26 protein-coding genes and 3 pseudogenes are annotated in these 24744 nt (G+C 32.8%); 20 read left to right on the forward strand and 9 right to left on the reverse strand.

Annotated features, from left to right (window positions below; translation table 11 throughout):
- Positions 1-113: 113 nt before the first annotated feature.
- The 5 genes from LMD38_RS12615 to LMD38_RS28710 form a co-directional block, all read right to left on the reverse strand.
- Complete coding sequence (locus tag LMD38_RS12615; protein ID WP_061182436.1) at positions 114-476, reverse strand: hypothetical protein; 363 nt, start codon at positions 474-476, stop codon at positions 114-116.
- A gap of 328 nt (positions 477-804) precedes the next feature.
- On the reverse strand, positions 805-1107 hold the full coding sequence (locus LMD38_RS12620) for a hypothetical protein (protein ID WP_016717753.1): 303 nt from the start codon (positions 1105-1107) through the stop codon (positions 805-807).
- Between the two features lie 152 nt (positions 1108-1259).
- Positions 1260-2462, reverse strand: coding sequence for an MFS transporter (locus LMD38_RS12625; protein WP_000269241.1), 1203 nt, complete (start codon positions 2460-2462; stop codon positions 1260-1262).
- A gap of 213 nt (positions 2463-2675) precedes the next feature.
- Positions 2676-3110: an exosporium protein ExsC gene (gene exsC, locus LMD38_RS12630; RefSeq protein ID WP_061182655.1), complete on the reverse strand. Its 435-nt coding sequence runs from the start codon at positions 3108-3110 to the stop codon at positions 2676-2678.
- A gap of 168 nt (positions 3111-3278) precedes the next feature.
- A complete protein-coding gene (locus tag LMD38_RS28710) occupies positions 3279-3431 on the reverse strand; it encodes a YqbF domain-containing protein (RefSeq protein WP_071680000.1) in 153 nt (50 codons plus the stop codon).
- A 478-nt stretch (positions 3432-3909) separates the two neighbouring features.
- Here LMD38_RS28710 and LMD38_RS12640 point away from each other — a divergent pair.
- The 8 genes and pseudogenes from LMD38_RS12640 to LMD38_RS12675 all read left to right on the forward strand — a co-directional run bounded on the left by LMD38_RS12640 (position 3910) and on the right by LMD38_RS12675 (position 9077).
- Positions 3910-4271 (forward strand): annotated as a pseudogene (locus LMD38_RS12640) (hypothetical protein).
- Positions 4272-4460: 189 nt separating this feature from the next.
- The gene (locus LMD38_RS12645; RefSeq protein WP_062822374.1) at positions 4461-5246 is read left to right on the forward strand and encodes a class I SAM-dependent methyltransferase; all 786 of its coding nucleotides are present in this window, start codon (positions 4461-4463) and stop codon (positions 5244-5246) included.
- Between the two features lie 69 nt (positions 5247-5315).
- Positions 5316-5504, forward strand: a complete 189-nt coding sequence (locus LMD38_RS12650; RefSeq protein WP_228920332.1) for a DUF3970 family protein — start codon at positions 5316-5318, stop codon at positions 5502-5504.
- Positions 5505-5581: 77 nt separating this feature from the next.
- Positions 5582-6547, forward strand: a complete 966-nt coding sequence (locus tag LMD38_RS12655) for a nucleoside hydrolase (RefSeq protein ID WP_001223676.1) — start codon at positions 5582-5584, stop codon at positions 6545-6547.
- A 172-nt stretch (positions 6548-6719) separates the two neighbouring features.
- A complete protein-coding gene (locus LMD38_RS12660; RefSeq protein ID WP_000638307.1) occupies positions 6720-6962 on the forward strand; it encodes a GlsB/YeaQ/YmgE family stress response membrane protein in 243 nt (80 codons plus the stop codon).
- Between the two features lie 77 nt (positions 6963-7039).
- Positions 7040-7435, forward strand: a complete 396-nt coding sequence (locus LMD38_RS12665; protein WP_000847587.1) for a hypothetical protein — start codon at positions 7040-7042, stop codon at positions 7433-7435.
- A gap of 99 nt (positions 7436-7534) precedes the next feature.
- The gene (locus LMD38_RS12670) at positions 7535-8380 is read left to right on the forward strand and encodes a DUF5700 domain-containing putative Zn-dependent protease (protein ID WP_061182653.1); all 846 of its coding nucleotides are present in this window, start codon (positions 7535-7537) and stop codon (positions 8378-8380) included.
- Positions 8381-8408: 28 nt separating this feature from the next.
- On the forward strand, positions 8409-9077 hold the full coding sequence (locus tag LMD38_RS12675) for a YjgB family protein (RefSeq protein ID WP_062822375.1): 669 nt from the start codon (positions 8409-8411) through the stop codon (positions 9075-9077).
- Between the two features lie 79 nt (positions 9078-9156).
- Here the strand turns inward: LMD38_RS12675 and LMD38_RS12680 are convergent, their stop codons facing one another.
- Positions 9157-10395: an MDR family MFS transporter gene (locus LMD38_RS12680; protein ID WP_062822376.1), complete on the reverse strand. Its 1239-nt coding sequence runs from the start codon at positions 10393-10395 to the stop codon at positions 9157-9159.
- Between the two features lie 101 nt (positions 10396-10496).
- Here LMD38_RS12680 and LMD38_RS12685 point away from each other — a divergent pair, with 101 nt between their 5' ends.
- From LMD38_RS12685 to LMD38_RS12705, 5 genes are all read left to right on the forward strand, one after another.
- Positions 10497-12233 (forward strand): ABC transporter substrate-binding protein, encoded by a 1737-nt coding sequence (locus LMD38_RS12685; RefSeq protein ID WP_016717745.1) that lies wholly within the window; start codon positions 10497-10499, stop codon positions 12231-12233.
- A gap of 159 nt (positions 12234-12392) precedes the next feature.
- Entirely contained in the window at positions 12393-13016 is a 624-nt protein-coding gene (locus tag LMD38_RS12690) for a YhbD family protein (protein WP_062822377.1), read from the forward strand.
- A 13-nt stretch (positions 13017-13029) separates the two neighbouring features.
- Positions 13030-13740 (forward strand): bactofilin family protein, encoded by a 711-nt coding sequence (locus LMD38_RS12695; RefSeq protein ID WP_001258377.1) that lies wholly within the window; start codon positions 13030-13032, stop codon positions 13738-13740.
- A gap of 18 nt (positions 13741-13758) precedes the next feature.
- Entirely contained in the window at positions 13759-14466 is a 708-nt protein-coding gene (locus tag LMD38_RS12700) for a hypothetical protein (RefSeq protein WP_000400896.1), read from the forward strand.
- Between the two features lie 23 nt (positions 14467-14489).
- A complete protein-coding gene (locus LMD38_RS12705) occupies positions 14490-16025 on the forward strand; it encodes an MDR family MFS transporter (RefSeq protein ID WP_016717743.1) in 1536 nt (511 codons plus the stop codon).
- Positions 16026-16079: 54 nt separating this feature from the next.
- On the opposite strand, the gene LMD38_RS12710 is transcribed toward LMD38_RS12705, so the two are convergent.
- Positions 16080-16400: a hypothetical protein gene (locus tag LMD38_RS12710; RefSeq protein ID WP_001062732.1), complete on the reverse strand. Its 321-nt coding sequence runs from the start codon at positions 16398-16400 to the stop codon at positions 16080-16082.
- Positions 16401-16677: 277 nt separating this feature from the next.
- On the opposite strand from LMD38_RS12710, the pseudogene LMD38_RS12715 reads away from it, so the two are divergent.
- Positions 16678-17085, forward strand: a pseudogene (locus LMD38_RS12715) (GNAT family N-acetyltransferase); the annotation flags it as partial.
- A gap of 122 nt (positions 17086-17207) precedes the next feature.
- Here the strand turns inward: LMD38_RS12715 and LMD38_RS12720 are convergent.
- Both LMD38_RS12720 and LMD38_RS12725 read right to left on the reverse strand, forming a co-directional pair.
- Complete coding sequence (locus LMD38_RS12720) at positions 17208-17381, reverse strand: hypothetical protein (protein ID WP_046647385.1); 174 nt, start codon at positions 17379-17381, stop codon at positions 17208-17210.
- A 240-nt stretch (positions 17382-17621) separates the two neighbouring features.
- A complete protein-coding gene (locus tag LMD38_RS12725) occupies positions 17622-18053 on the reverse strand; it encodes a GNAT family N-acetyltransferase (protein WP_061184265.1) in 432 nt (143 codons plus the stop codon).
- A gap of 226 nt (positions 18054-18279) precedes the next feature.
- Here LMD38_RS12725 and LMD38_RS12730 point away from each other — a divergent pair, with 226 nt between their 5' ends.
- The 6 genes and pseudogenes from LMD38_RS12730 (at position 18280) to LMD38_RS12755 (ending at position 24686) form a co-directional block, all read left to right on the forward strand.
- Entirely contained in the window at positions 18280-19140 is an 861-nt protein-coding gene (locus tag LMD38_RS12730; RefSeq protein WP_061184292.1) for a DegV family protein, read from the forward strand.
- 218 nt (positions 19141-19358) lie between these two features.
- Positions 19359-20147, forward strand: a complete 789-nt coding sequence (locus tag LMD38_RS12735) for a PH domain-containing protein (protein WP_062822379.1) — start codon at positions 19359-19361, stop codon at positions 20145-20147.
- A 211-nt stretch (positions 20148-20358) separates the two neighbouring features.
- Positions 20359-21942: a M3 family metallopeptidase gene (locus LMD38_RS12740; protein ID WP_062822380.1), complete on the forward strand. Its 1584-nt coding sequence runs from the start codon at positions 20359-20361 to the stop codon at positions 21940-21942.
- A 12-nt stretch (positions 21943-21954) separates the two neighbouring features.
- Entirely contained in the window at positions 21955-22707 is a 753-nt protein-coding gene (locus tag LMD38_RS12745) for a WecB/TagA/CpsF family glycosyltransferase (RefSeq protein WP_016717736.1), read from the forward strand.
- 13 nt (positions 22708-22720) lie between these two features.
- Positions 22721-23273: pseudogene (locus tag LMD38_RS12750) on the forward strand (phosphotransferase).
- Positions 23274-23294: 21 nt separating this feature from the next.
- A complete protein-coding gene (locus LMD38_RS12755; RefSeq protein WP_062822381.1) occupies positions 23295-24686 on the forward strand; it encodes a 5'-methylthioadenosine/adenosylhomocysteine nucleosidase in 1392 nt (463 codons plus the stop codon).
- The last annotated feature ends 58 nt before the right edge of the window (positions 24687-24744 follow it).

Here is a 24744-nt window from a genome sequence, read left to right on the forward strand (position 1 = left end):
AAACACATGAGTACATTTTATCATTTTTTTATGAAAATTAAAACGATTGACAAATTTAGAGGGAGGATAAAAATAACGCAGAAAACATTTTCTGCGTTTTAAATGAAGAGTAATCATTTCTTTTTATATGTACATAATTTTTCCACTGCATAAAAGTATACGTTTAATTTGCCATCGACAACTTTTAAAGTTTGATCTGATGTAAATGAGTTACCATAATCAATGTGATATACATTAGAATCCTTAACAAATGAACCTTTGTATAAATCTTCTTTTTTCTTCGTTGTTTGCATCTCTACTAAATATTGAATGATTTTTTCTTTCTTTTCTTCTTTTACAACTGTTTCAAATTTATACGATACAGGACAAAGACCGTTTTTGTTATCAATGACTTCCCAAGTACCGTATATGTCATTATTGCTACATCCACTGAGTAGTATAATGAATAACGGAATAATGAATAGAACCTTTTTCATTTTGTACTCCTTTCTTTTCATTTTCGATAAACGTGCGAATGCGATACGAATATTGTAATAAATAAAGTTTAAATTTTTATAAAGAATTAGTTAATTTCATATAAAGTGAAACTTTAATCAGTAGGGGTTTTCTTCATCTCCCACTGGATATTAGTTGAACCAATCGGAATTTAATGGGCAGCCCGATCCCCACACAACTTCTTTGCTTTCGCTGAATTTTGAGGTGGGGGTCTTACTGTCCATTAAAGTGGGATAAAAATTGGGGAAGGTAGAGTTTTTAAAATAAAAAGGCATGAATCAAATGTAATCCAGATTCATACCTAATGTGCTATCTTATATTTTGTTTTTTGAGGATAAATGAAGCGGAAAGAAGAATGACAATGCCGTTTAAAATGTATACATTTACAATAAAAGAGGTTAGGTTAATTGCTCCCAAACCAGCGTTATCCAATATAGAAGTGAGTGCCGTAATTGTCAAAAAAATAATAGGCATTAGTAGTAAAAATATGAAGCCTGCCAAAACCCTTCTTTTAAAGCTATGTTGAGATAGGGAAATTGCTAAAAAGTTTATGATGCTAAATATAATGAATACAACAAAAAGGATAATAAATAACTGGATGCCATCAGACATTTTGCGCCTCCTATATACCTTATTTATATATTATATTCGAAAGTAAAATAGGTACTCCTTTAAATAATTTCAATAAGTGTATTAGATAAAATTATATATAACAAAAAGCATGAATTAATCTAATACTAATAAATCCATGCTTTTTGTTTATGTTATAAATTCGCAGATTGCGAAGGTTGTTTTTCATACTGTTTCTGTTTAGATAGCGATATGAAAATAATTAATAATGAAATAACTCCGAAGATTAGAACCATATATTGCAATCCAATCGTATCTAAGAAGAAGCCTGTGCCAAGTAAGACAATTTGGAACATAACTCTCTCAAACATATTACGGAATGAGAATAGACGGCCGTGATAGCTTTTTTCCACTTTCGTTTGGAAAATTGTCGACATAATAGGGAAGAAGCAACCGACACTAAAACCAAATAAACCAAATGATGTAAGAGACATCCATTTTATATCGCTAAAGAACAATGATAGATGTGCAAAAGCGGTACAAGCTGCGAAGAAATATAGTAACTTTTCAGGTTTGAAATGGTCCGATAAACGTTTAATAACGAAGGCACCCAACATAAATGCGATACCTTCAATTGTATATATAAATCCTTTAATCGTTGGATCATGTTGCATTTCGCTAATATTAATTACCATTAAATTAAATCCTGCTATAAATAATAGAGGGATAATACTTAATATAAGTGCTGTGAAAGCAATCGGAATTCCTTTTAAAATACGAAATACTTCCATAAAGCTATTATCTTTTGCCGCTTGTTTACTTGGTGTTGTTGATTTCTTATCTTCGAATTGTAGGAAGAAAGTTGAGAGGAATAATAAAGCGTACGCTGCCATTGAGAAGGCATACATATACTGTAAACTCATTACAACTAAAAGAATTCCACCTAGTGAAGTACCTGCAATACGAGCGATTGTACCTACATTCATATGTACACCGTTCATTTGTAATAACTCATGCTCACGTACGATGAGCGGGATTACAGATTGTAATGCAGGGAAATAAAATGCTGCTGAAATTTGAAGAGCAACCATAAATGCAATCATAAAGGCGATACTTTCAAATTGGATAGCGAAAAACATAAAAATAACACTTATAACACGACCGAATCCGGCGTAAAGAAGAACTTTTTTCTTTTCATATTGATCAATTATGCGACCTGCCATAGGACCAACTAGAACACCAGCTAATAGTCCGATAAATAATATAACTGATTTCATGAAATCAGAAGGGACATATTTTTGCATAAACTCAAGGTTACCAAGAATACCAAGCCATAACCCTAGACCAGCAATAAACTCCCCGATTAAAACAATCCAAACATTTTTATTACGCCACATAATATAAAACCTCTCCGTCTTTTAAAATGAAAAACTCGTATATAAAACCTCCTTATTTTATGTATTATTAGTAACGAACTTTTTAGAGTCAGAGTCTATATTACGTGTTTCATCAGCGGATTTCAATCTTTTTGATTTATCAAAAAAATAAAAAGCAAGAACATATAACTATGTCTCGCTTTTCTCAATTGCAAAATTAAACATTAGATTCACTTAGCAGCATTTACGCTCTTGTCCAATAGCTAAAGCGCTAAAAGATAGAGGACCAACAACTTCTGCGCTTGCACCACTAGTAAGGTTTTCGACAGTTAATGAATATTGGTGTGTGCCACTGCTAACATTTTGATCTATAGCTTGAAATGTTTGAGTGTAGAATTGCTCAGAATCTGTAGATTCAATACCTGCTTGTGCATTAAAAATTTCAAAGTTATCACGGAAAATTCGGAATAAAACTTGTGAAGTCCCAGATATACCTTCTACACCAATTGTAGCGATTAATTCTACACGATTATTACGTGAATCTCTACTTGAAATTCTTACTTTCAAATTTGCTAGAATTGCTTTATTTGGAGAAGCTGGAATTGCAAAAGTGGTTTCACCCGTTTTACTTATAGGTTGAGTAGCTTGGTAATCAATGATATGAGTCATATTCGTCACCTCCTCTTATACTAAAATATGAAAATAGCAATGAAATAGCTTGGACAAATAATAGAATATTTTAATAGAGTCGACATTAATTGTTGAAAAGGAGTAATTCACAAAAAAGCATCAAGAAAATATCACAATACAGTGATGGTTTTCTTGGTGCTTTTGTACTTAGGCCGAATATTCTTCTTTACGTACTTCGAAAAATTCATTACGACGTAAGTAATTATAAACTTTCTCGGATACCTCTTCTTCTTCAGACATTAAGAAACGATGATCAAAAGCATAGAAGGATTGACCTTTGATTAATTTTACGTAGTAAATTTTACACGCCTCCTCTAGCGAAATTAGTATTTACTTAATATTATGATGACCTATAAGTATGTGAATCATACTTGAAGTTTCAAAGGATTGAAGCTAAACAAAATAAAAAAGCTTACAAAATTGTAATGTTGTTGTCACGTTTTCCGATAGTTAAAAATAACCAATCTTTTCTATACTACAAATAAGTTACATAAAATAAGGGGGTAAAAAGATGGATGAAGTGATTGGAGAAGTGGTAGCAGGTATTTGTGAATTTGTGGTGGGAGTAACAGTAGATGCTATTGGGCATTTAGTTTCCGGAAATGATGAGGAAAAAGAAACATTATAATAGTTTGTAAAAGTATACAGATGATCAAACTAAAAAGGTTGATTTCTAAAGAGAAGTCAGCCTTTTTAGTTTTTACATTATATTAATATTATTTGAATATTCATTTGTTATTATGTTTGTGGAACGCATAAAGGAGGTGAATAAATAAAGATGTCAAATTTAGGAACTGATTTATCTGATTCTCGTTTGATTGTGGCGAATGTGGAGGAAAAGGAATATCACTTTATTGTTCGTGAACATCCGATTGTAGGGGAGATTATATCGCTATTGGAAAATGGAAAAGAATATGGTTTAATAAATAAACAAATCGCTAATAAAGATAAATTTATTAAATCGGAGCTTGCTAAATTAGATTATTTTAACATAGATGTTCTATATCATACACCTGGATGGATATGGATTGGCATGGATCAATTTGGTTTACATGCTCGTGAGGCTACTTATAACGAAATAGAAATTATTATGAAGTTGAATGAGGATTATATTATATAGATGAAAAAGTAAAAATGTAATTGATATTTAGTTAGGTTAGGGGACTAGTTTCCGTAACCTTTTTTGTTTAATATTGAAACGGAAAATAGATATGATGTAGGACAGTATGATAAGAAGTGAGCTGAAAAGAGGATTTGAAAATACATAAAGAGAACTTTAATTATTATATGAATTCTATATGTCAATAACAATAGAAAGAAGATGATAAAATGAGTAAAGAAGAGCTTGTGAAACAACAGTTTGGTAATAATGCAGAGAAGTATGTAAAAAGTAAAATTCATGCTAAAGGATCGGATTTACAATATGTAGTTCAACAAGTTGAGTCTCGTCATAATAATCGTCTTCTTGATATTGCTACTGGCGGAGGACATGTTGCGAATGTATTAGCTCCATTGTTTCAAGAAGTAGTTGCCTTAGATTTAACAGAAAAAATGTTAGAGAATGCGAAAAACTTTATTATAAGTAATGGACATGAAAATGTATCTTTTGTCGCTGGAAATGCTGAAAGTTTGCCGTTTTCTGACCGTTCTTTTGATGTGATAACATGCCGAATTGCAGCACATCATTTTACGAATCCAGCTCAGTTTGTTTATGAAGTAAATCGGACGTTAGAAGATAATGGATTGTTTATTTTAATAGATAATGTTTCACCGGAAAATAATGAATACGATACATTTTATAATTTTATAGAAAAAAAGCGGGATCCGAGTCATGAACGAGCATTGAAAAAAACAGAATGGATTACCTTGTTAGAAAAAAATAGTTTGCAAATGCTGTCATGTCTTACTTTTGACAAGAAATTTGAATTTGACTGGTGGTGCGATATGATGGATGTACCTTTGCAAAAACGAGCGAAGTTAACAGAATGTATGATGAAAACATCACTTGAAATGCAAGAATTCTTTAACATTCAATATGAAAATAATAAAATTATATCGTTTTATACTGAAATGGCATTGTTTATATGTAAAAAAAGTGCGACATTAAAAAGATAAATTCCTTGCAGTCTTTTCAAAGTACGTTATACTTAGTACAGAGAAAATGAGAATTGAGGAAAAGTAATAATGATTCGCGTACGTATTGAAGGAACTGAAGAAGAAATGCTTGAATTTATGGAGAAAATGCCAGATATTCCTGGATTTGAAAAAACACATATGAGAGAAACGAGAAAAGGAAATAATCCAAAATACGATTCAAGTAAGAATGTATTAGCATATTTATCTTATAAAAAGATCGAAGTCGCCAATAAATAGGCGGCTTTTTTAGTTTGCACTGTTTCACAGCCTTGTCTTTTTTACATAATAATAATAGTAGATTATGCTGAAGAGGGGTGAGGATAGTTAATAAGAAAATCATCTTTTTTGGAGACTTTGGTATTGACGATGCTGTGGCGTTAATTTATGCAAATAAAACATGTAAATTAGATATTATAGGTATTGTTGCTGAATATGGAAATGTATCGCGAGAAATCGTAACGGAAAATGTGTATTTTTTAGAAAGATACTATGCTACAGAAGTAAAGATCATTGAGGGTGCAGCAAGACCGATGACAGCTGAAGAACCTTTGTTTTTTCCTGAAATTCATGGAGAACACGGCCTAGGCCCCATTATTCCACCTGAAATGAGGATTTGTAAACGGGAAAATTTTTGTGAATTAATTAAATTAATTGAGCCTTGTCCAGAAGATATTATTATCGTAGCGACAGGACGATTAACAACATTGGCAACATTATTTTTATTATATCCAAATGTAATGGATAAAATATGTTCGTATTATATTATGGGCGGTGCGTTTTTATTTCCTGGGAACGTTACTCCTGTATCGGAAGCAAATTTTTATGGAGATCCAATTGCTGCAAATATTGTAATGAAGTACGCAAAGAATGCGACTATTTATCCATTAAATGTAACGCAACAGGCCCTAATTACGCCTGAAATGGTGGATATTATTAATAAAGAAGGAACAGGGCAGGCAAAGCTTATTAAACCAATGATTGATTTTTATTATGAGAATTTTTATAAGAAAGAATACCCTGGTATTGCTGGAAGCCCGATTCACGATTTACTTCCGTTCATTTCATTTATAAATGATGATATTTTTGAATATAAAAAATCTGCAGTTTGGATTAGTACGACAAATGACGTAACAAGAGGACAAAGTGTGGCTGACTTTAGAAAAATAGCTGAGCCAACAAGGTTTGATGATCGGCCAATACAAAGAATTGCGGTTGGTTTTAACTATCCTGCATTTAAAGAAGAGTTTATGCGTACAATATTGAAGCCTGATTGCCCATAATATGAGAAATATGAAGGGTTTCCACCACTAATCCAAAAACTAGTTGTTCATTATTTTGAAATAATCTAATAGTTGAGCTGTATGAATAACTTATGAAAAATGTAGCATAACTAATGGTAAGCAATTGTTTCTAATTATATTTTGATTGGTGAAATATAAAGGAGGTTATCATATGATTTGGTCTTTAATCGTTGGTGGTATATTAGGATGGTTAGCTAGTTTAATTACTGGCAGGGATGTACCTGGTGGTGTAATTGGTAATATTATTGCTGGTATTATTGGTTCTTGGATTGGTGGGAAATTACTTGGTAGTTTCGGCCCAGTAATCGGCGGATATGCAATTATTCCAGCTTTAATCGGTGCGATTATTTTAATCTTCATCGTAAGCTTCTTATTGCGAGCAATGCGAAAATGAATGTAAGGACTGTTTACATTTGTAAGCAGTCCTTTTTATATGTTATGCTAGTATTATACAATCAGGAGGTGTCAGCATTGAAAACATTTACAGTAAATTTCCATCAAGAAGATAATGCAAAAGCGACAACAGTACATAAATTAAGTGAAGAGGACTTCAACAAAGCAACAGAAAAAGGTACTCGTCATCTATTTGATTTAGATACAAACGTTGGATTCTTCGTATTCTTTGACGCAGAAGATGCAGAAGGAAATGATCAATACTTAATGCTACAATATGAAGGAGATCATGAAGAACCCACTGCGTGCTACGGATTTGATTTAAAACTATACTATCAATTTTTAGCATTATACTTAAACGATCTTGAATTCCAAGGTGAAACAGATGAAGAAGAGGAAGAGTATGGTCCAATTCATCATTTAGCTCACTTACTTTATCATATTGTTGAAGATGGAAAGTCAATCGAAGTGTAAAAATACATATGTAAAGCTGTCCTTTTGGGGCAGCTTTTTTCTATTTAAGGAAGGATTGCAGTGTAAATGGCGAGAAGGGATATATAAGGAGATGGAAAAATGATAAACAATACAATTCCAAGTTTTTTTAAATTATGGGAAAGCACCGACATAGAATTAGCGGTCCTCAATCAATACTTCACTTCGCATCCAGAGATATTTGAAGAATACTTTAAGTATCATTGTCCTAAAACGAAAGAACGTCTTTCTAATGCCATTAACCTATATCCCGCAAAAATAGAAGATATTCGTATCATTGCAGAAACATTACCGACTATTATTCAAGAGATAACGAATAAATATCGTAATAAATATAGCTTTGATGTAAATATGAAATTCCACATATTTGTTGGAGCTTTTGGATCTAATGCATTCGTAGAGAGGGAGATCATGGGAGATATATTTTTTGCGGTAGAAAAATTATCTCCAGATTTGAATCATCTTCGTGTTATGGTTGCTCACGAAATAGGGCATATATATCATAATGTTATGTTACAAAATAATGGAATGGATTGGGAGAAAGCTGAGTGGACCGATGCGGCAGTTAATTTGTATCGTGAAGGTGTTGCAACATATGTATCAAAGCAAATTGTGAAAGGTTTAAATGAATCAGTGTATTACTCATATGACGATGATGGTGAACGTTGGTTACAATATTGTATAGAAAATGAAGAACAAATAAAGAAACGTTTTTTGGAAGATTATATAGAAGGATGGACGTTTGAAAAAGAGAAAGAGTGGTTTCGGTTATCTGGCGGACAATATTTTGGGTACAACCGACTCGGTTATTTTTTAGGAACAGCTTTTGTAGAATATGTTGCACAAGCATTGGGCGAGAGTGAAGTATTTACTTTTTGGAACAAACACAATTTGAAAAGATCTGTAATGGATTGGTTATCGAAATGAATCAGATTATGATAGGGGGCTGAAATGTATGAGAGTGTATGTGAAGATAGGTATGTTATTTCTCGCTTTTACATGCATTTTTGCATTAGTAGCATGTAAAGGAACGGACGAAAAAAAGGAAACAGATCCAACAACGGAAAATAGTAAAAATGAACAGAATAATACTTCTGAAGAAAAGAAAGAGCCTGATGAAAAATCAAATAATGAAGGATCAACAATACCAAAGCCAGATCCAAGTACGAAAGATACAGTAATCAATCAAAAATCAATTAACCACGTTAAAGAATTGTTTGAATTAGCGAAAGAAGGAAAAGTACCTAACGTTCCGTTTGCAGCGCATACAGGAGATATTGAAGAAATAGAAAAAGCGTGGGGGAAAGCAGATAAAACGGAACAAGCAGGAAATGGAATGTACGCTATCTATACAAATAAAAATGTTTCCTTCGGTTTTAATAAAGGATCACAAGTTTTTGATGTACGCTCCTATCATGCAGAACTAAAATCAATTACATTACAAGAAATAGAAAAAGCATTAGGAAAACCAACTTCAGTTAAAGGAAATGGTGAAGATAAAATATATGTATATAAAGTAAACAATCAGTTTGAGTTAAAATTCATTATTCCAAAATCGACTGGTAAGGTAAATCATATTTCGGTATTTTCACCTGAGGATAGTATTAATAAAATGGCAGGGTAGGATAATAAAAAAGATGTCACAAAAGTCGAAATCGATGACCATGTGACATCTTTTTTTGGTGTAAATAAGAAACTTCCTTTTATAAAATATGATGAGGATGCTCTAAAACATCTTTTTGAATATCTTTTCTTTTTTTCTTACGCTCTAAATTTTGAACAAAAAGAACTTGAATAATGCCTCCAATTGTTAAGAAACAAGCACAAATATAAAATAGCATACTGCCGTTTAGTTTACTTAATAAAACCGCACCGATAACAGGACCGCACGTTCGAGATACATCCCAATGTAACCCGTAAATTGAAAAATACAATCCACGTTTATCTGTAGGAGCGATTTCTGAAACGAATCGAAGCAAATGGTTGAACGCAACACTTTCTCCAATGACTAAAAAGAGTAATGTGAAAAATAATGACAAGATTGTTGCTGAAAATCCATAGCCAATTGCAGCTATCGTAAAGCAGGTGTAAGCAATAAGTATGATTTTCGCCATAGAAAATTGTTCAGACCATTTTACAAGGAAAACTTGTAGAGTGATTTCCATAAGAGCTTTGCATGTTGTAATAAAAACGAGTATGCGATCGAAATCCGGAAGTGTATGTTTCACGAAAATAAGATAATTTGTTTCAGTTTGTGCATAAAAAAAGCTAATAGGAATTGTAGTGATCATTAGTCCAAATACGGCGTAATGTTTGTGTACAAATTGCTTTGGAGATGATACTTCAAGTTTTGGCTTTGGCATTGTAATTACCGGTGCAGTTTCCGGAAGCTGCGTCCAAACAACTATTGCATATATCATAAGTGTAGTGCTTTGCATCATAAATAAATATTCAGGATGAGTGTTATAAAAGATCGCGCCAATTAAAGGACCAATCATGGTACCAATTGCTCCCATCGTTTGCAGGAGGGCAAAAATTTCCGCTTGCTGTCCCTGTTTTGTTAAATCAGCAATTTGTGCCCGTTGAGCGGGAATATATAAGGAGCGGCCAACCCCATTTATGACGTATAATAATGCAAATATAAAAACAGATTGAGCAAAGACGAAGCTGCCAATTGCAATACCTTGTAGTAATAAGCCGAGTAACATAATTTTTTTTCGTCCATATTTATCAGTAACTCCCCCAGCAATAAGTGTAAATACAATGTCTGAAAGTGGTTGTAATCCGAAAATTAGCATAGTTATTATGATATTACCGTTTAACATTTTATCAACGTAAATAATCATAATGATGGCTAACATGGATTCTGTTGTTCGGGTTAATAATTCGCCGCACATTCTTATAATAATTGGTTTGTTATAACGTAGTAAGAGATTGGTCAATATTAATTCCTCCTTTCTATATTGAAATGATAAGATGAAAGGAGAAAGAGAAAAAGGGTAGAAATAAAAGGGGTTATTTTTCACCTTTTAGGGGGAGTATGATGTTTATTTTAGATCAATATATTGAACTATGGTGTGTCTACGGTAAAGGGAGACGAGAAGGAGAACGATTAGAAGTAACCGTACAAATGATAGCAGAAACATTATTTTGTACAGAGCGTAATAGTAAATTAATTATAAAAAAATTAGAAGAGTTACATTGGATCACTTGGTTTCCAGGTCGCGGGAGAGGGAATCGTTCTAAATTAATATTTCAAAAGCAACCAATTCCACTAATTTTAGAAAGAGGAAAAGAATTAACGAAAAAAGGAGATGTGAAAAGTGGAATCTCATTTGTAGAACGCTACAGCTCACAATTTCCATCAATAAAGAAAGAGTATGAAGCTTGGGTAGATTCTATATTTGGTCATCAAATAGAACGGACATCTGAAGGAAGAAAAGATGTACTTCGTTTGCAAGTACAAATGAACCTGGACATCGCTTTAGATCCGGTTTACGCTACGATGCGCTCAGAATGTCATATGGTTAAACATCTTTTTGATACACTCGTATATGTAAATGAAGAAACAAATTCTATAGAACCAAGGCTTGCTTTTCAATGGGAATATAATGATGCTGAAAAGGTATGGACTTTTTATTTACGAAAAGGCGTTCGTCTTCATAATGGAAAACGACTCACTGCACATCATGTTATACATTCATTGAATCGATTTATGAAAGCTGAAAACAACCCACACGCATGGATGTTACAACATGTTGAAAGTTTCCGTGCAGTGGATGAATTTGTTGTTGAAATTCAATTACATACGGTAAATAGGATGTTTTTACATATGCTAAGCGCAGAACAGTGTTCTATCGTAATTGAAGATGAAGCAGGAAACTTCATAGGTACAGGTCCTTTTATATTACGAGAGAAGAATACACATTTATTTGCATTAGAAGTACATGATTTATATTATCGTGAAAGACCTTTTCTTGACCGAATTGAACTATTGAATGTGGAGCAAAATGTAAATACTTATGACGTGTTAGTAAAGGCGCAGTATAAAGATAAAGAAAATCTCAATAAAGAACTTTCACGGCTTGAATCGAACGTGACATATGTAACATGTAATCTTATAAAAGAAGGGCCAATGCAAGATGAACTGTTTCGGAAAGCGCTATATAAAATTATTCATGGCGATAAAATCGTTCAAGAACTCGGCGGAGAACGTGGAGAAGTGGCAAAGAAACTAATATTAGCAAATGAAAGCATAGTAGAAATTGAGGAAGATATCGAAAGTTTAATTAAGAGAAGTACGTATCATAATGAAGTGCTACAACTTTATACATTTACAGGACGAGATCACGTTGAAGATGCACAATGGATACAAAAAGAGTGTGCGAAGTACGGGGTTCGTGTAGAAAATAATTTTCTTAAAATAGAAGAGCTGTTAGAAATAAATACGATACAAAAGGCGGATATGATGCATGATAGCGCAACAATTAGCGAACGAATAGAAGATAGTTTACTATATATGTTTCTTACAAAAAACAGTTTTATTCATGGGCAAAGCAGCGTAGATTTTCATAAATCATTGTCCCCTTATTTTAAACAAGAACAAGTAGAGAAAAGAGTTACACTGTTACGCGAAATTGAAGACACTTTGTTACGTCACATTCATATAATTCCTTTATACCGTAACAAACAACAAGTAACTTCTCATGAAAAAGTACAAAATATAATGATTAATTCACAAGGGTGGATTGATTTTTATGAAATATGGTTTACATGTTGATATATAAGGGTTTTTACGCATTTTATAAGATGCGTGAGAACCCTGTTTTTTTTTGTGAAACAGGGTTGTTTTACACATTGTTACGCTACTTGTGATAAAAGTCTATTTACAGCGTAACAGTGTTATGTTACATTGTTATCAGGAAGGAGTGTTATACAGTTGAGTACAGATTTAATTTCAAAAAAAGATTTATTAGAACTTACTGGTATTTCATACGGACAATTATATAGGTGGAAAAGAAAAAATTTAATACCGGAAGATTGGTTTGTACGAAAGTCTACATTCACGGGTCAGGAAACATTTTTTCCGAAAGAAAAGATATTAGAGCGTATTGATAAAATTCAAACGATGAAAGAGGATCTATCACTTGATGAACTAGCAAATATGTTTTCGCCGAGTGTGAGGGAAATTCTTTTAACGGAGGAAGACATTTTACGTAAGGGGATTGCATCAGAACCAGTTTTACAATTTTTCATAGAACAAACGAATAAAACAGCGGAGTTTCAATTTGTAGATATTCTTTATGTGTACATGTTAGAAAAATTACTACAATCGGGAGAAATTAGTTTAGAAGAAGGAAAAATGGTCTTGCAAGTTTTACGTGAAAATTATGAAGCAATGAAACATAAAACGTGTGACTTAATCATTATTCGAAAGTTAGGGATTTCTACATGTTTATTAGTTTCAAACGTGGACGACTTAATTTTTGAAAAAGGCACCAAAATCGTTTTACGCGAAGCGATTATGAAATATACCGAAGCATTAAAAACTAAATTGTTGTAATGGAGGAGTAAGTATGCGTACAGATAATTTGATTATAAATGGTTACGGTTCATCGAATGGCGGTGAGTTTCATAAAGTGCAATTAAACGGAAAAGGAACTGTGAATGGAAATGTCGAATGTGAGCAATTTGAATGTAACGGTTACGGAGCAGTTACTGGCGATTTGAAAAGTAACAGTGCACGAATTAGCGGATCTGGTAAAGTCGATGGCACAGTTCATGCTGAAACGATGCGAATTGATGGAAAAGCTACAATTACGCAAAATGTAAAGGCAAACAGTTTGAAAATTGCAGGAAAAGGTACGATAGGCGGAAATGTCACAGGTGAAGAATTTAAAGTCAATGGTCAAGCAACAATTGACGGTAATTGTGAAGTGGATACTTTTTCTTCAGAAGGACAATTTACAATTGGCGGATTATTAAGCGCTGATGAAATAAATATTAATATTCACGGTACATGTCGCGCGAAAGAAATTGGTGGTCAAACGATTAAAGTAAGACATAGATCAGGTACATTAAGTAGGCTATTTAAAACAGTATTTGGCTTGCAATTAGAAGCTGAACTATTAGAAGGTGACAATATTGATATTGATTATGCTCACATAAGAACGGTAAGAGGAAACAATATTACAGTAGGACCGAACTGTGAGATTGAACTCATTGAATATACAGGTGTTCTAACTGTTGATAAAAGCGCAAATGTAAAAGAAATTAAGCAGGTTTAATGGGAGGGAGAAAGCAATATGGAACATCCACATAGTCTCACAGTAAATGGTTCCGGCAATTCAGCAGGCGGAGATTATAATAAAGTGAAGATTCGCGGTGAAGGAACGATTTCTAATGATATGAGCTGTAATGAATTTAAAACGTACGGCACGAGTGATGTACGGGGTAATATGAAAGTGAAAAATTATGTTGTGTATGGAGATAGTGAAGTACAAGGAAATGTAGATGCAGAATATGTAAAAGTATACGGTAATACACAAATTCATGGTGATGCACATATTGAAAAAACAAAAGTTAGAGGTATGATAGATATTGCGGGGAAGTTTTCAGGTGATTTTGTCGATGTAAAAGGTGCTTTAAATGTTAGGGGAAATATTGAAGTAGAAGATTTATCATTAACTGGTGGTCTTGAAAGTGATGGATTACTTAATGCTGAAAATATTCAAATCTCACTTCGTTATGAAGGAAGTAAGGTAAGAGAAATTGGTGGTAAAAACATTACGATTCGTAAAAAAGCGAGATTTCTTCCTTTTATTAGTCATGTTGGAAACCTCCAAACTTCAATTGTGGAAGGAGATGATATTTATTTAGAACATACGATTGCTGAAGTAGTGAGAGGAAACAACGTTACAATTGGCCCTGGGTGTGAAATTAGTGTTGTAGAATATCATACTAGTTTTAATCAAAAGGGTAATGCAGTCGTTAAAGAACATAAACAAATATAAGTAGTACGAGGGAGAGCAAGGTTATGGTTGAGAAGAATAATAAGCTCGGCTTTGTTGTGGCGGGCTTATTGCTAGGTATTTTAATGGCATCAATGGATAATACCATTGTCGTAACAGCGATGGGAACGATTGTTGGTGACTTAGGAGGTCTTGAAAACTTTGTATGGGTCGTTTCTGCCTATATGGTCGCAGAAATGGCAGGCATGCCGATATTCGGTAAACTATCAGATATGTATGGTAGAAAGAGATTCTTTATTTTTGGTTTAATCGTTTTTATGATTGGTTCGGCACTTTGTGGTACTGCTGAAAATATTACACAGTTAGGTATTTATCGTGCCATTCAAGGTATTGGCGGCGGGGCATTAGTGCCGATCGCGTTTACTATCGTTTTTGATATTTTCCCTCCTGAAAAGCGCGGGAAAATGGGCGGTTTATTCGGAGCAGTATTTGGTTTATCGAGTATTTTTGGACCGTTGCTTGGCGCGTATATTACAGATTATATTAGCTGGCACTGGGTATTTTACATTAACTTACCGCTTGGCATTTTAGCACTTATTTTTATTACATTCTTTTATAAAGAGTCACGAGTTCATAGAAAGCAAAAAATTGACTGGTTTGGTGCAATTACTTTAGTTGGTGCAGTAGTTTGTTTAATGTTTGCTTTAGAGCTTGGCGGACAAAAGTATGACTGGGATTCTAGCTTTATTTTAAGTTTATTTGGTGCATTCGCTATTTTAATTGTTGCATTTATTTTTATTGAACGAAAAGTAGAAGAGCCAATCATATCATTTGAGATGTTTAAGCAGCGCTTATTCGGAATGAGTACAATTATTGCATTATGTTACGGTGCTGCGTTTATGTCAGCAACTGTGTACATACCGTTATTCATTCAAGGTGTATACGGTGGTACCGCAACAAACTCAGGATTACTACTATTACCGATGATGTTAGGATCAGTTGTAACAGCGCAATTAGGTGGATTTTTAACGACGAAGCTTAGCTACAGAAACATTATGATTATTTCTGCTGTTATTATGCTAATAGGACTATTCTTATTAAGTACATTAACGCCAGAAACAAGTCGTGCATTATTAACAGTGTATATGATTATTATCGGATTTGGGGTTGGTTTCTCATTCTCTGTACTAAGTATGGCGGCTATCCACAACTTTGGTATGGAACAGCGAGGGTCTGCGACTTCAACGAGTAACTTTATTCGTTCATTAGGCATGACGCTTGGTATTACAATCTTCGGAATGATCCAAAGAACAGGTTTCCAAGATCAATTAGAAGAAGCATTTAAGGGTATGAGCGGAGGAATGAATACAAACGCTTTAGGAGATTCAAGAGCTATTCTATCAGAAGCGGCAAGATCTCAAATCCCGCCGCAAATATTAGATAAAATTATTGATGCTCTTTCTAGCTCAATTGTCCAAACATTTATGTGGGCATTGGTACCAGCTGGTTTAGCATTCATATTTATTTTCTTTATGGGAAATGAGCGTATGGTAATGAAGAAACAACAAAAGAATAAAAAGAGCGAAACATCTAAAGCGTAATGAAAAAGCTCCCTTCCAATTGGAAAGGAGCTTTTTCGTATGTACGGTTTTAGATTAGCCTTCGATGATTTCGTATTCTTCGTCTGCTAATAATAAAATTTGTGTTTTCTTACCTTTGTTTTGAACTTCGATTACATCGTAAGCACCTAGGTCTCTTATTTTGCTTTGAGAAGCGTTAACCATAACTTCAATAGAATCAATTAAGATATCTTCTTCAATGTATGATTCAGGCAATGCCATATCTTCAGTATCTAATACACATGCGTATAGATTTTGTAAGTTTTCAGCAGTTGGATTTTGTTCTTCAACATCAATGATGTTTTTTACTGCTTCCATATTTTCTTCTTTTGCTTGGTATACTTTAATTTTAGCCATTGTTTTAATCTCCTTTATAACGTAATCGTAGAGGCTACACTTCATTATAACGTTTTTTTTATGAAAGATGAAATCGTTATATGTATTTATAGGGAAATTTATGCGTTATTACTCATTATTGGCGTAATTTCATTATTAATGAGATGAGTAGGTAGCTATATTCCTACGTTAAAGTTATATTGTCCAAGCTTATCTCATATCCCCCTCATATTATGTGTATGAGATAAAACATATAGAGAAGGGATGGGGTGTAAGTGGGTTGTGAGCCGAAAAGAAATTATCGATGTTTCCAAAAGGATACGAGTTAAGAAGAATAGATGAACATATCGTAAATAACCCTACATTACATAAAGTCTCTAAAGATTTTACAAGTCAATTTCAATCAGTAGAAGATTATATAAACCGAGGTATAGGGTATTGTATTTTGTATAAAGGAGAAGTTGTATGCGGTGCATCATCATATAGCATTTATGATAGCGGGATTGAAATTGAAGTAGCGACTAATTACAATCATAGAAGAAAAGGGTTAGCGACTATAGTTAGTGCAGCACTAATCTTGGACTGTTTAGAAAAAGAGATATACCCAAACTGGGATGCAGCGAATACTACATCTGCAAAACTAGCTGAAAAACTAGGATATGTTTTTGATAAGGCGTATGATACTTATTTTGTGGATAATAGATGAAATCGTATTTTCAAATAAAAGAGCAGTTAGCAAAAGCTAACTGCTCCTCTCCAAAGGGGGAATGGAGAGATACAATCATGTTACTTACATTATTGACGGGAGGTTGATTTTTAATCAATCTATTATAAAAGTTGAGATAAAATATTTTTAATTAACCCTGAGGATCCAATTAAGAGTACTGATAAAAAAACGATTGAGAATATACTTTTTTTAGGTTTTTTTAATTCTATGTATATGTTAATAATGGCACCAATTGCAACTACAGTAAAGATAACGAGTCTTACTACATCTATCATAAATAACGCTCCTTTTAATTACTTAATTGTATTATATAGGAATTCGCGTTTCGATTAGTTTATTTAAATACGATTTAAGGTAATTTTAAACAAACTAATCTTTTATACAAAAGTAAGGTTAAGGAAAAAGATAGCGTAAGTAGTAATAGTATATCTTGTAGAAGCTGATGTAGACCAAATAAAGTAGGGTTATTATCTATGGGCAAGTATAATTAATATATATACTCACTTTAGGTACCTTTACAACTTAAATAATAAAACATGCTTTTCATAATGATCCAAACACCAATTATATTTTTCTAGAATAATGGGATGAACAAATTCTTTCGTAGTATCGACCTCAGTATAGCCATATTTCTTATAAAAGTTTTCTAATTCCTCAAAAGGAAGGCAATATACATGTTGTACTTGTAATTTCTTCGCAGTTTCTACTAAAAATGAAACAAGTTCCCCAGCTAATTGTAGACCTCTAAATTTAGGAAGAATAAGTATCCCACCCATTTCTAAAGTATCTTCATCTATTTGGACTAACCGGCCAACACCTGCATACTCATTGTTATATGTAATGATTGCAACTTTATCTCTTTTTAAATCACTGCGTACAAATCCTATTGAGTCGTATTGATTATTAATCCATTCTAAATCATTAGATGTAGCCATTTGAATACTCATTTATATCTCCCCTTTATAAAAAATGTAATTTTCTTATTATATAGAATATAATATCAGGAAAAAAGTGATTATAATGGCATGATTTTTATTATCAGTTCAAGTTTTGAAGAATAGTGCATACAATATAAAGTGTTTTCCTTTCTTCATTTAAGTTTTACGTATATAATTTAAAAGTACTATTTTTATTTTATATTTTTTATATTTATAACAGAATAGAGGTTTAAAAATGGGTGTTAAAATCATTACGGATAGTGCAGCGGATTTACCGGTAGAATTGCTGCAAGCATATGATATTGATTTAATTCCACTCCGTGTTTATGATGAAGCAGAAACAGAGTATTTAGATGGAGTTACATTAGAGTCAGTTACATTATTGCAAAATATGAGAGAAGGCGCTGTTTATAGAACGTCATTGCCTTCACTTGAAACTTTCCAGGAAAAATTTGTTTCTTATGCAAAAGAAGGTAATCCTTGTATATATTTAGCTTTTTCATCTGAACTGTCTGGTACATATCAATCATCAGTTCTCATTAAAGAGGAAGTAAAAGAAACACATGCTAACTTGGATTTAGAAATTATTGATACGAAATGTGCTTCGCTTGGTCAAGGGCTTGTCGTATTAGAAGCTGCTAAAATGGCGAAAGACGGTGCATCAAAAGAAGATATTTTAAAACGTGTTGATTTTCTAATGAACCATATGGAACATATCTTCACTGTAGCTGACTTACAGTACTTAGTGAGAGGTGGACGTTTAAGTAAAGTCGCAGGATTTATCGGTGGTTTACTAAACATTAAGCCAATCTTAAACGTGGAAGAAGGAAAGCTTGTACCACTTGAAAAAGTCCGAGGGAAAAAGAAAGTACTTGGCCGAATTGTCGATATAATGGAAGAGCGCGGAAAGGAACTTAAAGGTCAAACAATCGCAATGACTCATGGTGATGACTTAGAAACAGCTGAAGCATTAAAAGCATTAATTACTGATAGATTTGGCTGTGAAGTATTTATCGTAAATACAATTGGTGCAGCAATCGGAGCACATACAGGACCGGGTGTTATAACGTTATTTTTCTTAAATGAAGTAGAGTAAAGGATTGATCTTTTGATCAATCCTTTTTTTGTGATGTAATTATTTCCAAATAATAAAGTGCTGTTGATGCTTGAAATGATTAGTGTTAAAATATTTGTTTCTCTATGGATAAATGGAATCTATACATATTAAATAACCTTTTAGTATGAATTATAAAATAGGGGACTAAATATTATTGAAAATAATAGAATGATGATATAGAAACTTGGAGGTTAATTATGAGTTTTTTTAGTTTAAAAGTAGCATGTGGTGTTTGTGAGAATAAGGTTGGCTTGAATCGATACAAAGTAAAAAAATCAAATGCTTGGATTTGTCCAGATTGCTTGAAAGAAGCGGGTGGTATGACTGTTATACCTGTAAATAAAATTACAATTGAAGAAATTAAAGAAATGATTGAAGAGAAGAAAGCTATAATGAATGCAAGAGCAGAAAAAATTGCTAAAAATCCGATGTCTACTGCTGAAGGAATGTATCAATACAGTGTTGAAAATAAATTCGGTTCTGGACATAATGAAAAGTGGGGCTTAAAGCATTTCGGAGTACTTGAAACAAACTTAATGCAAGACGAAGAAGTTTTAATGACATTTATCGGTTTACATAATTATGAATCTGCAACAAAACATGATCGTAATTTTGCATATGCTATTACGAATAAACGAATTATGTTTGGACAAAAATCTTTAACTGGTGAGAAATTCAAATCTGTAGCTTACGAAAAAATAAATGATATAACATTTGAAAAAGGATTATTATTTGGGGTCTTAACAATTGATACTCCTCAAGAAAAATTTAATATTTCTTTAGATAAAGAGTCAGCAACTGCTATTAATAATAATGTTCATCAAGTTTTAGATTCATTAAAAAAAGAAAAAGTTGAGGAAAGACCAGCAACAAATGCTACTATTTCTGTAGCAGATGAGCTGAAAAAATTTAAGGGATTATTAGATATGGGCGTTATTACAGAAGATGAATTTAATATGAAGAAAAAGCAGTTACTAAATATATAAATTATTTTTTTATGAAATTAGTATGAAAATGCTAAATATAAGATATAAAAAAGATGATTCTGTTGTGAACAGAGTCATCTTTTTTATATGTTGAAGTGTTTTGTTTATAAAAATCTAAATATTTCAAGATATTAAAAATTATTCATTTCATATATAATTGTGTAGGGAGAATATCTGTAACTATTTGTAAAAATAGGAGGCGGCTATAAAAATGAATGAAATTGCTACGTGGGATTTAGATAGATTGTATTCAAAGGGGGATATTCTAGTACCAATATTGGAGTTGAAAGAACAATATTTTGTAACAAAAGATATAGATATTCTTTCAAAACTTATACAAGCTATTGAAAAAGCAGAATACTATTTGTACTGTCGATTGGCTGAAGAAAGTGTTGCATCGGATAACACTAGATTGACTGTGAAAGTAAAGGAAGTAAAAAGTGAAGTGCAGCAAGTCATACAGCAAAGTGAGATGGAAATTACCGATAATACTAGGCTAATAAAAGATGAACTAAATGCGTGGGAAAATATGTACATACAATTAAGGAATAGGATAGAAATAAAGCACAATAATAAGCAATTATCATTTGGACAAGGAAATCATGTTGCAATGAATAGTGATAATGAAAAGGAAAGGCTAGAAGTATTCGAGTCATTAACATGTGCTTTACATAAGGAGAAAGAAATTTTTGCTACTGTATTAAATCAAATAGGAAGATTGCGTAATACAAAGAGTAATGAATTAGAAGACATAGATATTTTAACTCAATCTTTACATGCAAATGGCATTTCAGAAACTGTATTATTGCAAATGTGGAATGCGACAGAAGAAAATCTAGATAAATTAGTTAGTGCTTTAAATGTGTATAAGAAAGGCAGAGCTTCAATTACATGGCATGAACTTATGACAGTAAAGGCGAATGATGAGGTTATTATTCCTTTTTCAGTAGCAGTACAAAACATATACGATGCTTTAAAAAATATAGATGAAGAATTAGCAGAATTTGCACGTCATGCGATAGAAAGTGGTTGGGTAGATGCAGAACCGAGAGATAGTAAACCACCAGGTGGATTTTGTGCACCTTTTTTCAGTGAGAAAGAATCACGAATCTCTATGCGTTACGACGGAAGTATCGATAGTGTAAGAGTACTTGCCCACGAACTAGGACATGCTTGGCATTTTTATAATATGAGTTTTGAACAATCCTCTTCTTTTTTAGATGATTATTTGCCAATGAGTACAGCTGAATCAGCATCTATTTTCTTTGAAACCGTGCTTATAAATTATTTAATTCAAACAACAGATAGCATAGATATGAAAAAGTCATTGCTTAGCTGGAAAATAAGAAACTGTTTTAATTATGTAATGGCAATTCGAGCATCGTTCGAATTTGAGAAGAACTTTTATGAGAAATGTAAAGAAAGTCCTTTAAGTGCTGATGAAATCGAGAAATTATCTATAGCAGCGCAAGAAAAAGCATACGGGAATGCATTATTAGAATATCAGCCGTTTGTTTGGGTGAAATATATTCAATTTTATATAGCAGATGTTCCTTTTTATAATTATCCATACACATTTGGCTATTTAGTTAGTTTTAGTTTATTAGAAATAGCTCAAGAAAGTAAAAGTACTTTTCACTTGAAATATAAAGAGTTTTTACGAGAAACAGGAAAAGCTCCAGTGGAAGAACTTATGAAAAAACATTTTGAAACAGATATAACGAGCTATGTATTTTGGGATAAAGCTTTTAGACAAATTTCTAAAGATATTGATGAATATTTGAGGCTTATGTAGGGAGAGAGTATAGTGGATCACCAACTTATAAAGGGAATACCTTTTTCAACTTTAGAATATGAAAAGGCTATAAGTTTATTAAAAGATTGGGTGCATGAACAACGAGAGAAACCAAGGTTTGTAGTAACTGCAAATCCTGAGATTGTGATGTCTGCAAAGGAAAACACGGCTAAATCTAAACAGTTTAAAAAGATGTTACTATCTGCGGATTTAATAACAGCGGATGGAATTGGTGTCATAATTGGCTCGAAAATATTAAAAGGAACGCTGAAAGAACGCGTCACTGGGGCTGATATCACTCACGATTTAATAAAATATTGTAACGATAATCGATACCGTGTCTTTCTTTTTGGAGCTGCTCCAGAAAGTAATAAAAAGGCATTAGAAAAATTAAATGAGCAGTTCCCAGGAGCACAGTTTAAAGGACAGCATGGATTTGTAAATGGTGAGGAAATAGAAAAAGTAAAAATGAAAATAAAGAAATTCAAGCCGCACTTATTGCTAGTAGGACTAGGTTCACCAAAACAAGAAGAATTCATCTATGAAAACATACAAACATTAAACGTTCCACTATCTATTGGTATTGGTGGTATGATCGATATATTATCTGGTACTGTAAAAAGAGCACCAAAAATTATGAGGGATACTGGAACTGAATGGCTATATAGGTTACTTTCACAGCCGAAAAGATTTAAGAGACAACTTGTACTTCCAAAATTTTTAATTTCAGTTATGGTAGAGAGGATGAAAGGAACAGCAAGTTAAGAAAGGAAAAAAGATGATAGAGTCGTTATCTAATGAAAAAGCTAATATGATATTACAAGAGCTGCAAGTAGAGTGCGAATCTTTATTTGAATTTCAAATACAAAAAGTAATTCCAATTCATCGTGGTTGGTTAAACTTGAAGTGGAAACTCGAAACGAATGTAGGAACTTTGTATGAAAGCAATATAATAAAGAACGATACGCGATCTATGGGTAGATAATTTCTTATTCCATAACGATAAAGTCTCAGCAATTCTAGATTTTGATCGTATGGATTATGATTATGTAGAGTTGGACATTGGGCGTGCGGTTATATCTTGTACCTTACATGATGAGGTTTTAAGTAAGAGTCTTGTTGCATCATTCTTAGCGGGGTACCGCAATGAATTAGACTTTCCAGTAGGGAATATTGTTCGGGCAATTCAAATGCTTTGGTACATGGAGAGTACTTGGTGGATTCATGCCAATATGGAACAGCATAGTGTACCACCTTCACGTTTTGCGAATGAAATGAATTGGATAGCTGAAAATTACGGTGTATTACATAATATATTGGCAGATTTATAAGAAAAAAAGGGGACAACATACATGAACAGAATCGGCATTATCGGAGCAATGCAAATTGAAATAGACTTACTTTTAGAAAAACTAGCTATACAAGAGAAACAGACAATTGCGGGGATGCCTTTTTACGTTGGAGAATTCATGGGAATGGAAGTGATTGTTACAAGATGTGGTGTAGGGAAAGTAAATGCAGCCGCATGTACGCAAACGTTAATTCATAAATTTGATGTAGATGCTATCATTAATACGGGTGTTGCTGGCGGGCTACATCCAGATGTAAAAGTTGGAGATGTAGTCATTTCAACTAACGTAACCCATCATGATGTAAGTAAGACTCAAATGAAAAACTTATTCCCGTTCCAAGAGGAATTTCACGCAAGTAAGAAATTAATGGAGTTAGCACGTACTGCATGCAATAGTAGTAGTTTACATATTGGGGTTCATGAAGGAAGAATCGTAAGCGGTGAATGTTTTGTTGAAGATTCAAAACTAAAAGCGAAATTAATAGATGAATATGCAGCGCATTGTACAGAGATGGAAGGTGCAGCAATTGGACATGTTGCTTACATAAATGAAGTACCGTTTCTCGTAATACGATGCATTTCTGACAGTGCAGACGATGCAGCACAAATTTCTTATGATGACTTCGCGAAAACGGCCGCAAACTATTGTTCAGAAATTATCGTTGAGATGTTGAAAAATATATCGAGTAAAACTTATAGTTCAAAAGGAGGGAATGAAATGTTACAAGCATTCATTTTTGATATGGACGGAACGTTATTTCAAACAGATAAAATTTTAGAATTATCGTTAGATGATACTTTTAATCATTTACGTTCATTAAAATTATGGGATACGGTAACACCTATTGATAAGTACCGTGAAATTATGGGCGTGCCGTTACCGAAAGTTTGGGAAGTGTTACTACCGAATCATTCTATTGAAGTAAGAGAACAAACTGATGCATATTTTTTAGAAAGATTAATTGAAAACATTAAGAGTGGAAAAGGTGCTTTATATCCGAATGTAAAAGAGATTTTTACATATATAAAAGAAAATAATTGTTCAATTTATATTGCAAGTAATGGTTTAACTGAATACTTACGAGCAATCGTATCTTATTATGCTTTAGACCAATGGGTTACTGAAACATTTAGTATTGAACAAATAAACTCGCTTAATAAAAGCGACTTAGTAAAAAGTATTTTGAACAAATATGATATAAAAGAAGCAGCTATAGTTGGGGACCGATTATCTGATATAAACGCAGCCAAAGATAATGGCTTATTTGCGATTGGATGTAATTTTGATTTTGCACAAGAAGATGAACTTGTTCAGGCGGATATAGTAATAGATGATTTAATGGAGCTTAAGGGCATTTTACTTAAAGTGCAAAATACGCATGCTACGAATTGAATAAAATAATAACCATAAAAATGCTCAGAATAAAAAATTCTTGAGCATTTTTATATAT

Origin of the sequence: Bacillus pacificus, from assembly GCF_020861345.1 — a bacterium.
In the GTDB taxonomy this organism is placed as follows: Bacteria; Bacillota; Bacilli; order Bacillales; family Bacillaceae_G; genus Bacillus_A; species Bacillus_A pacificus.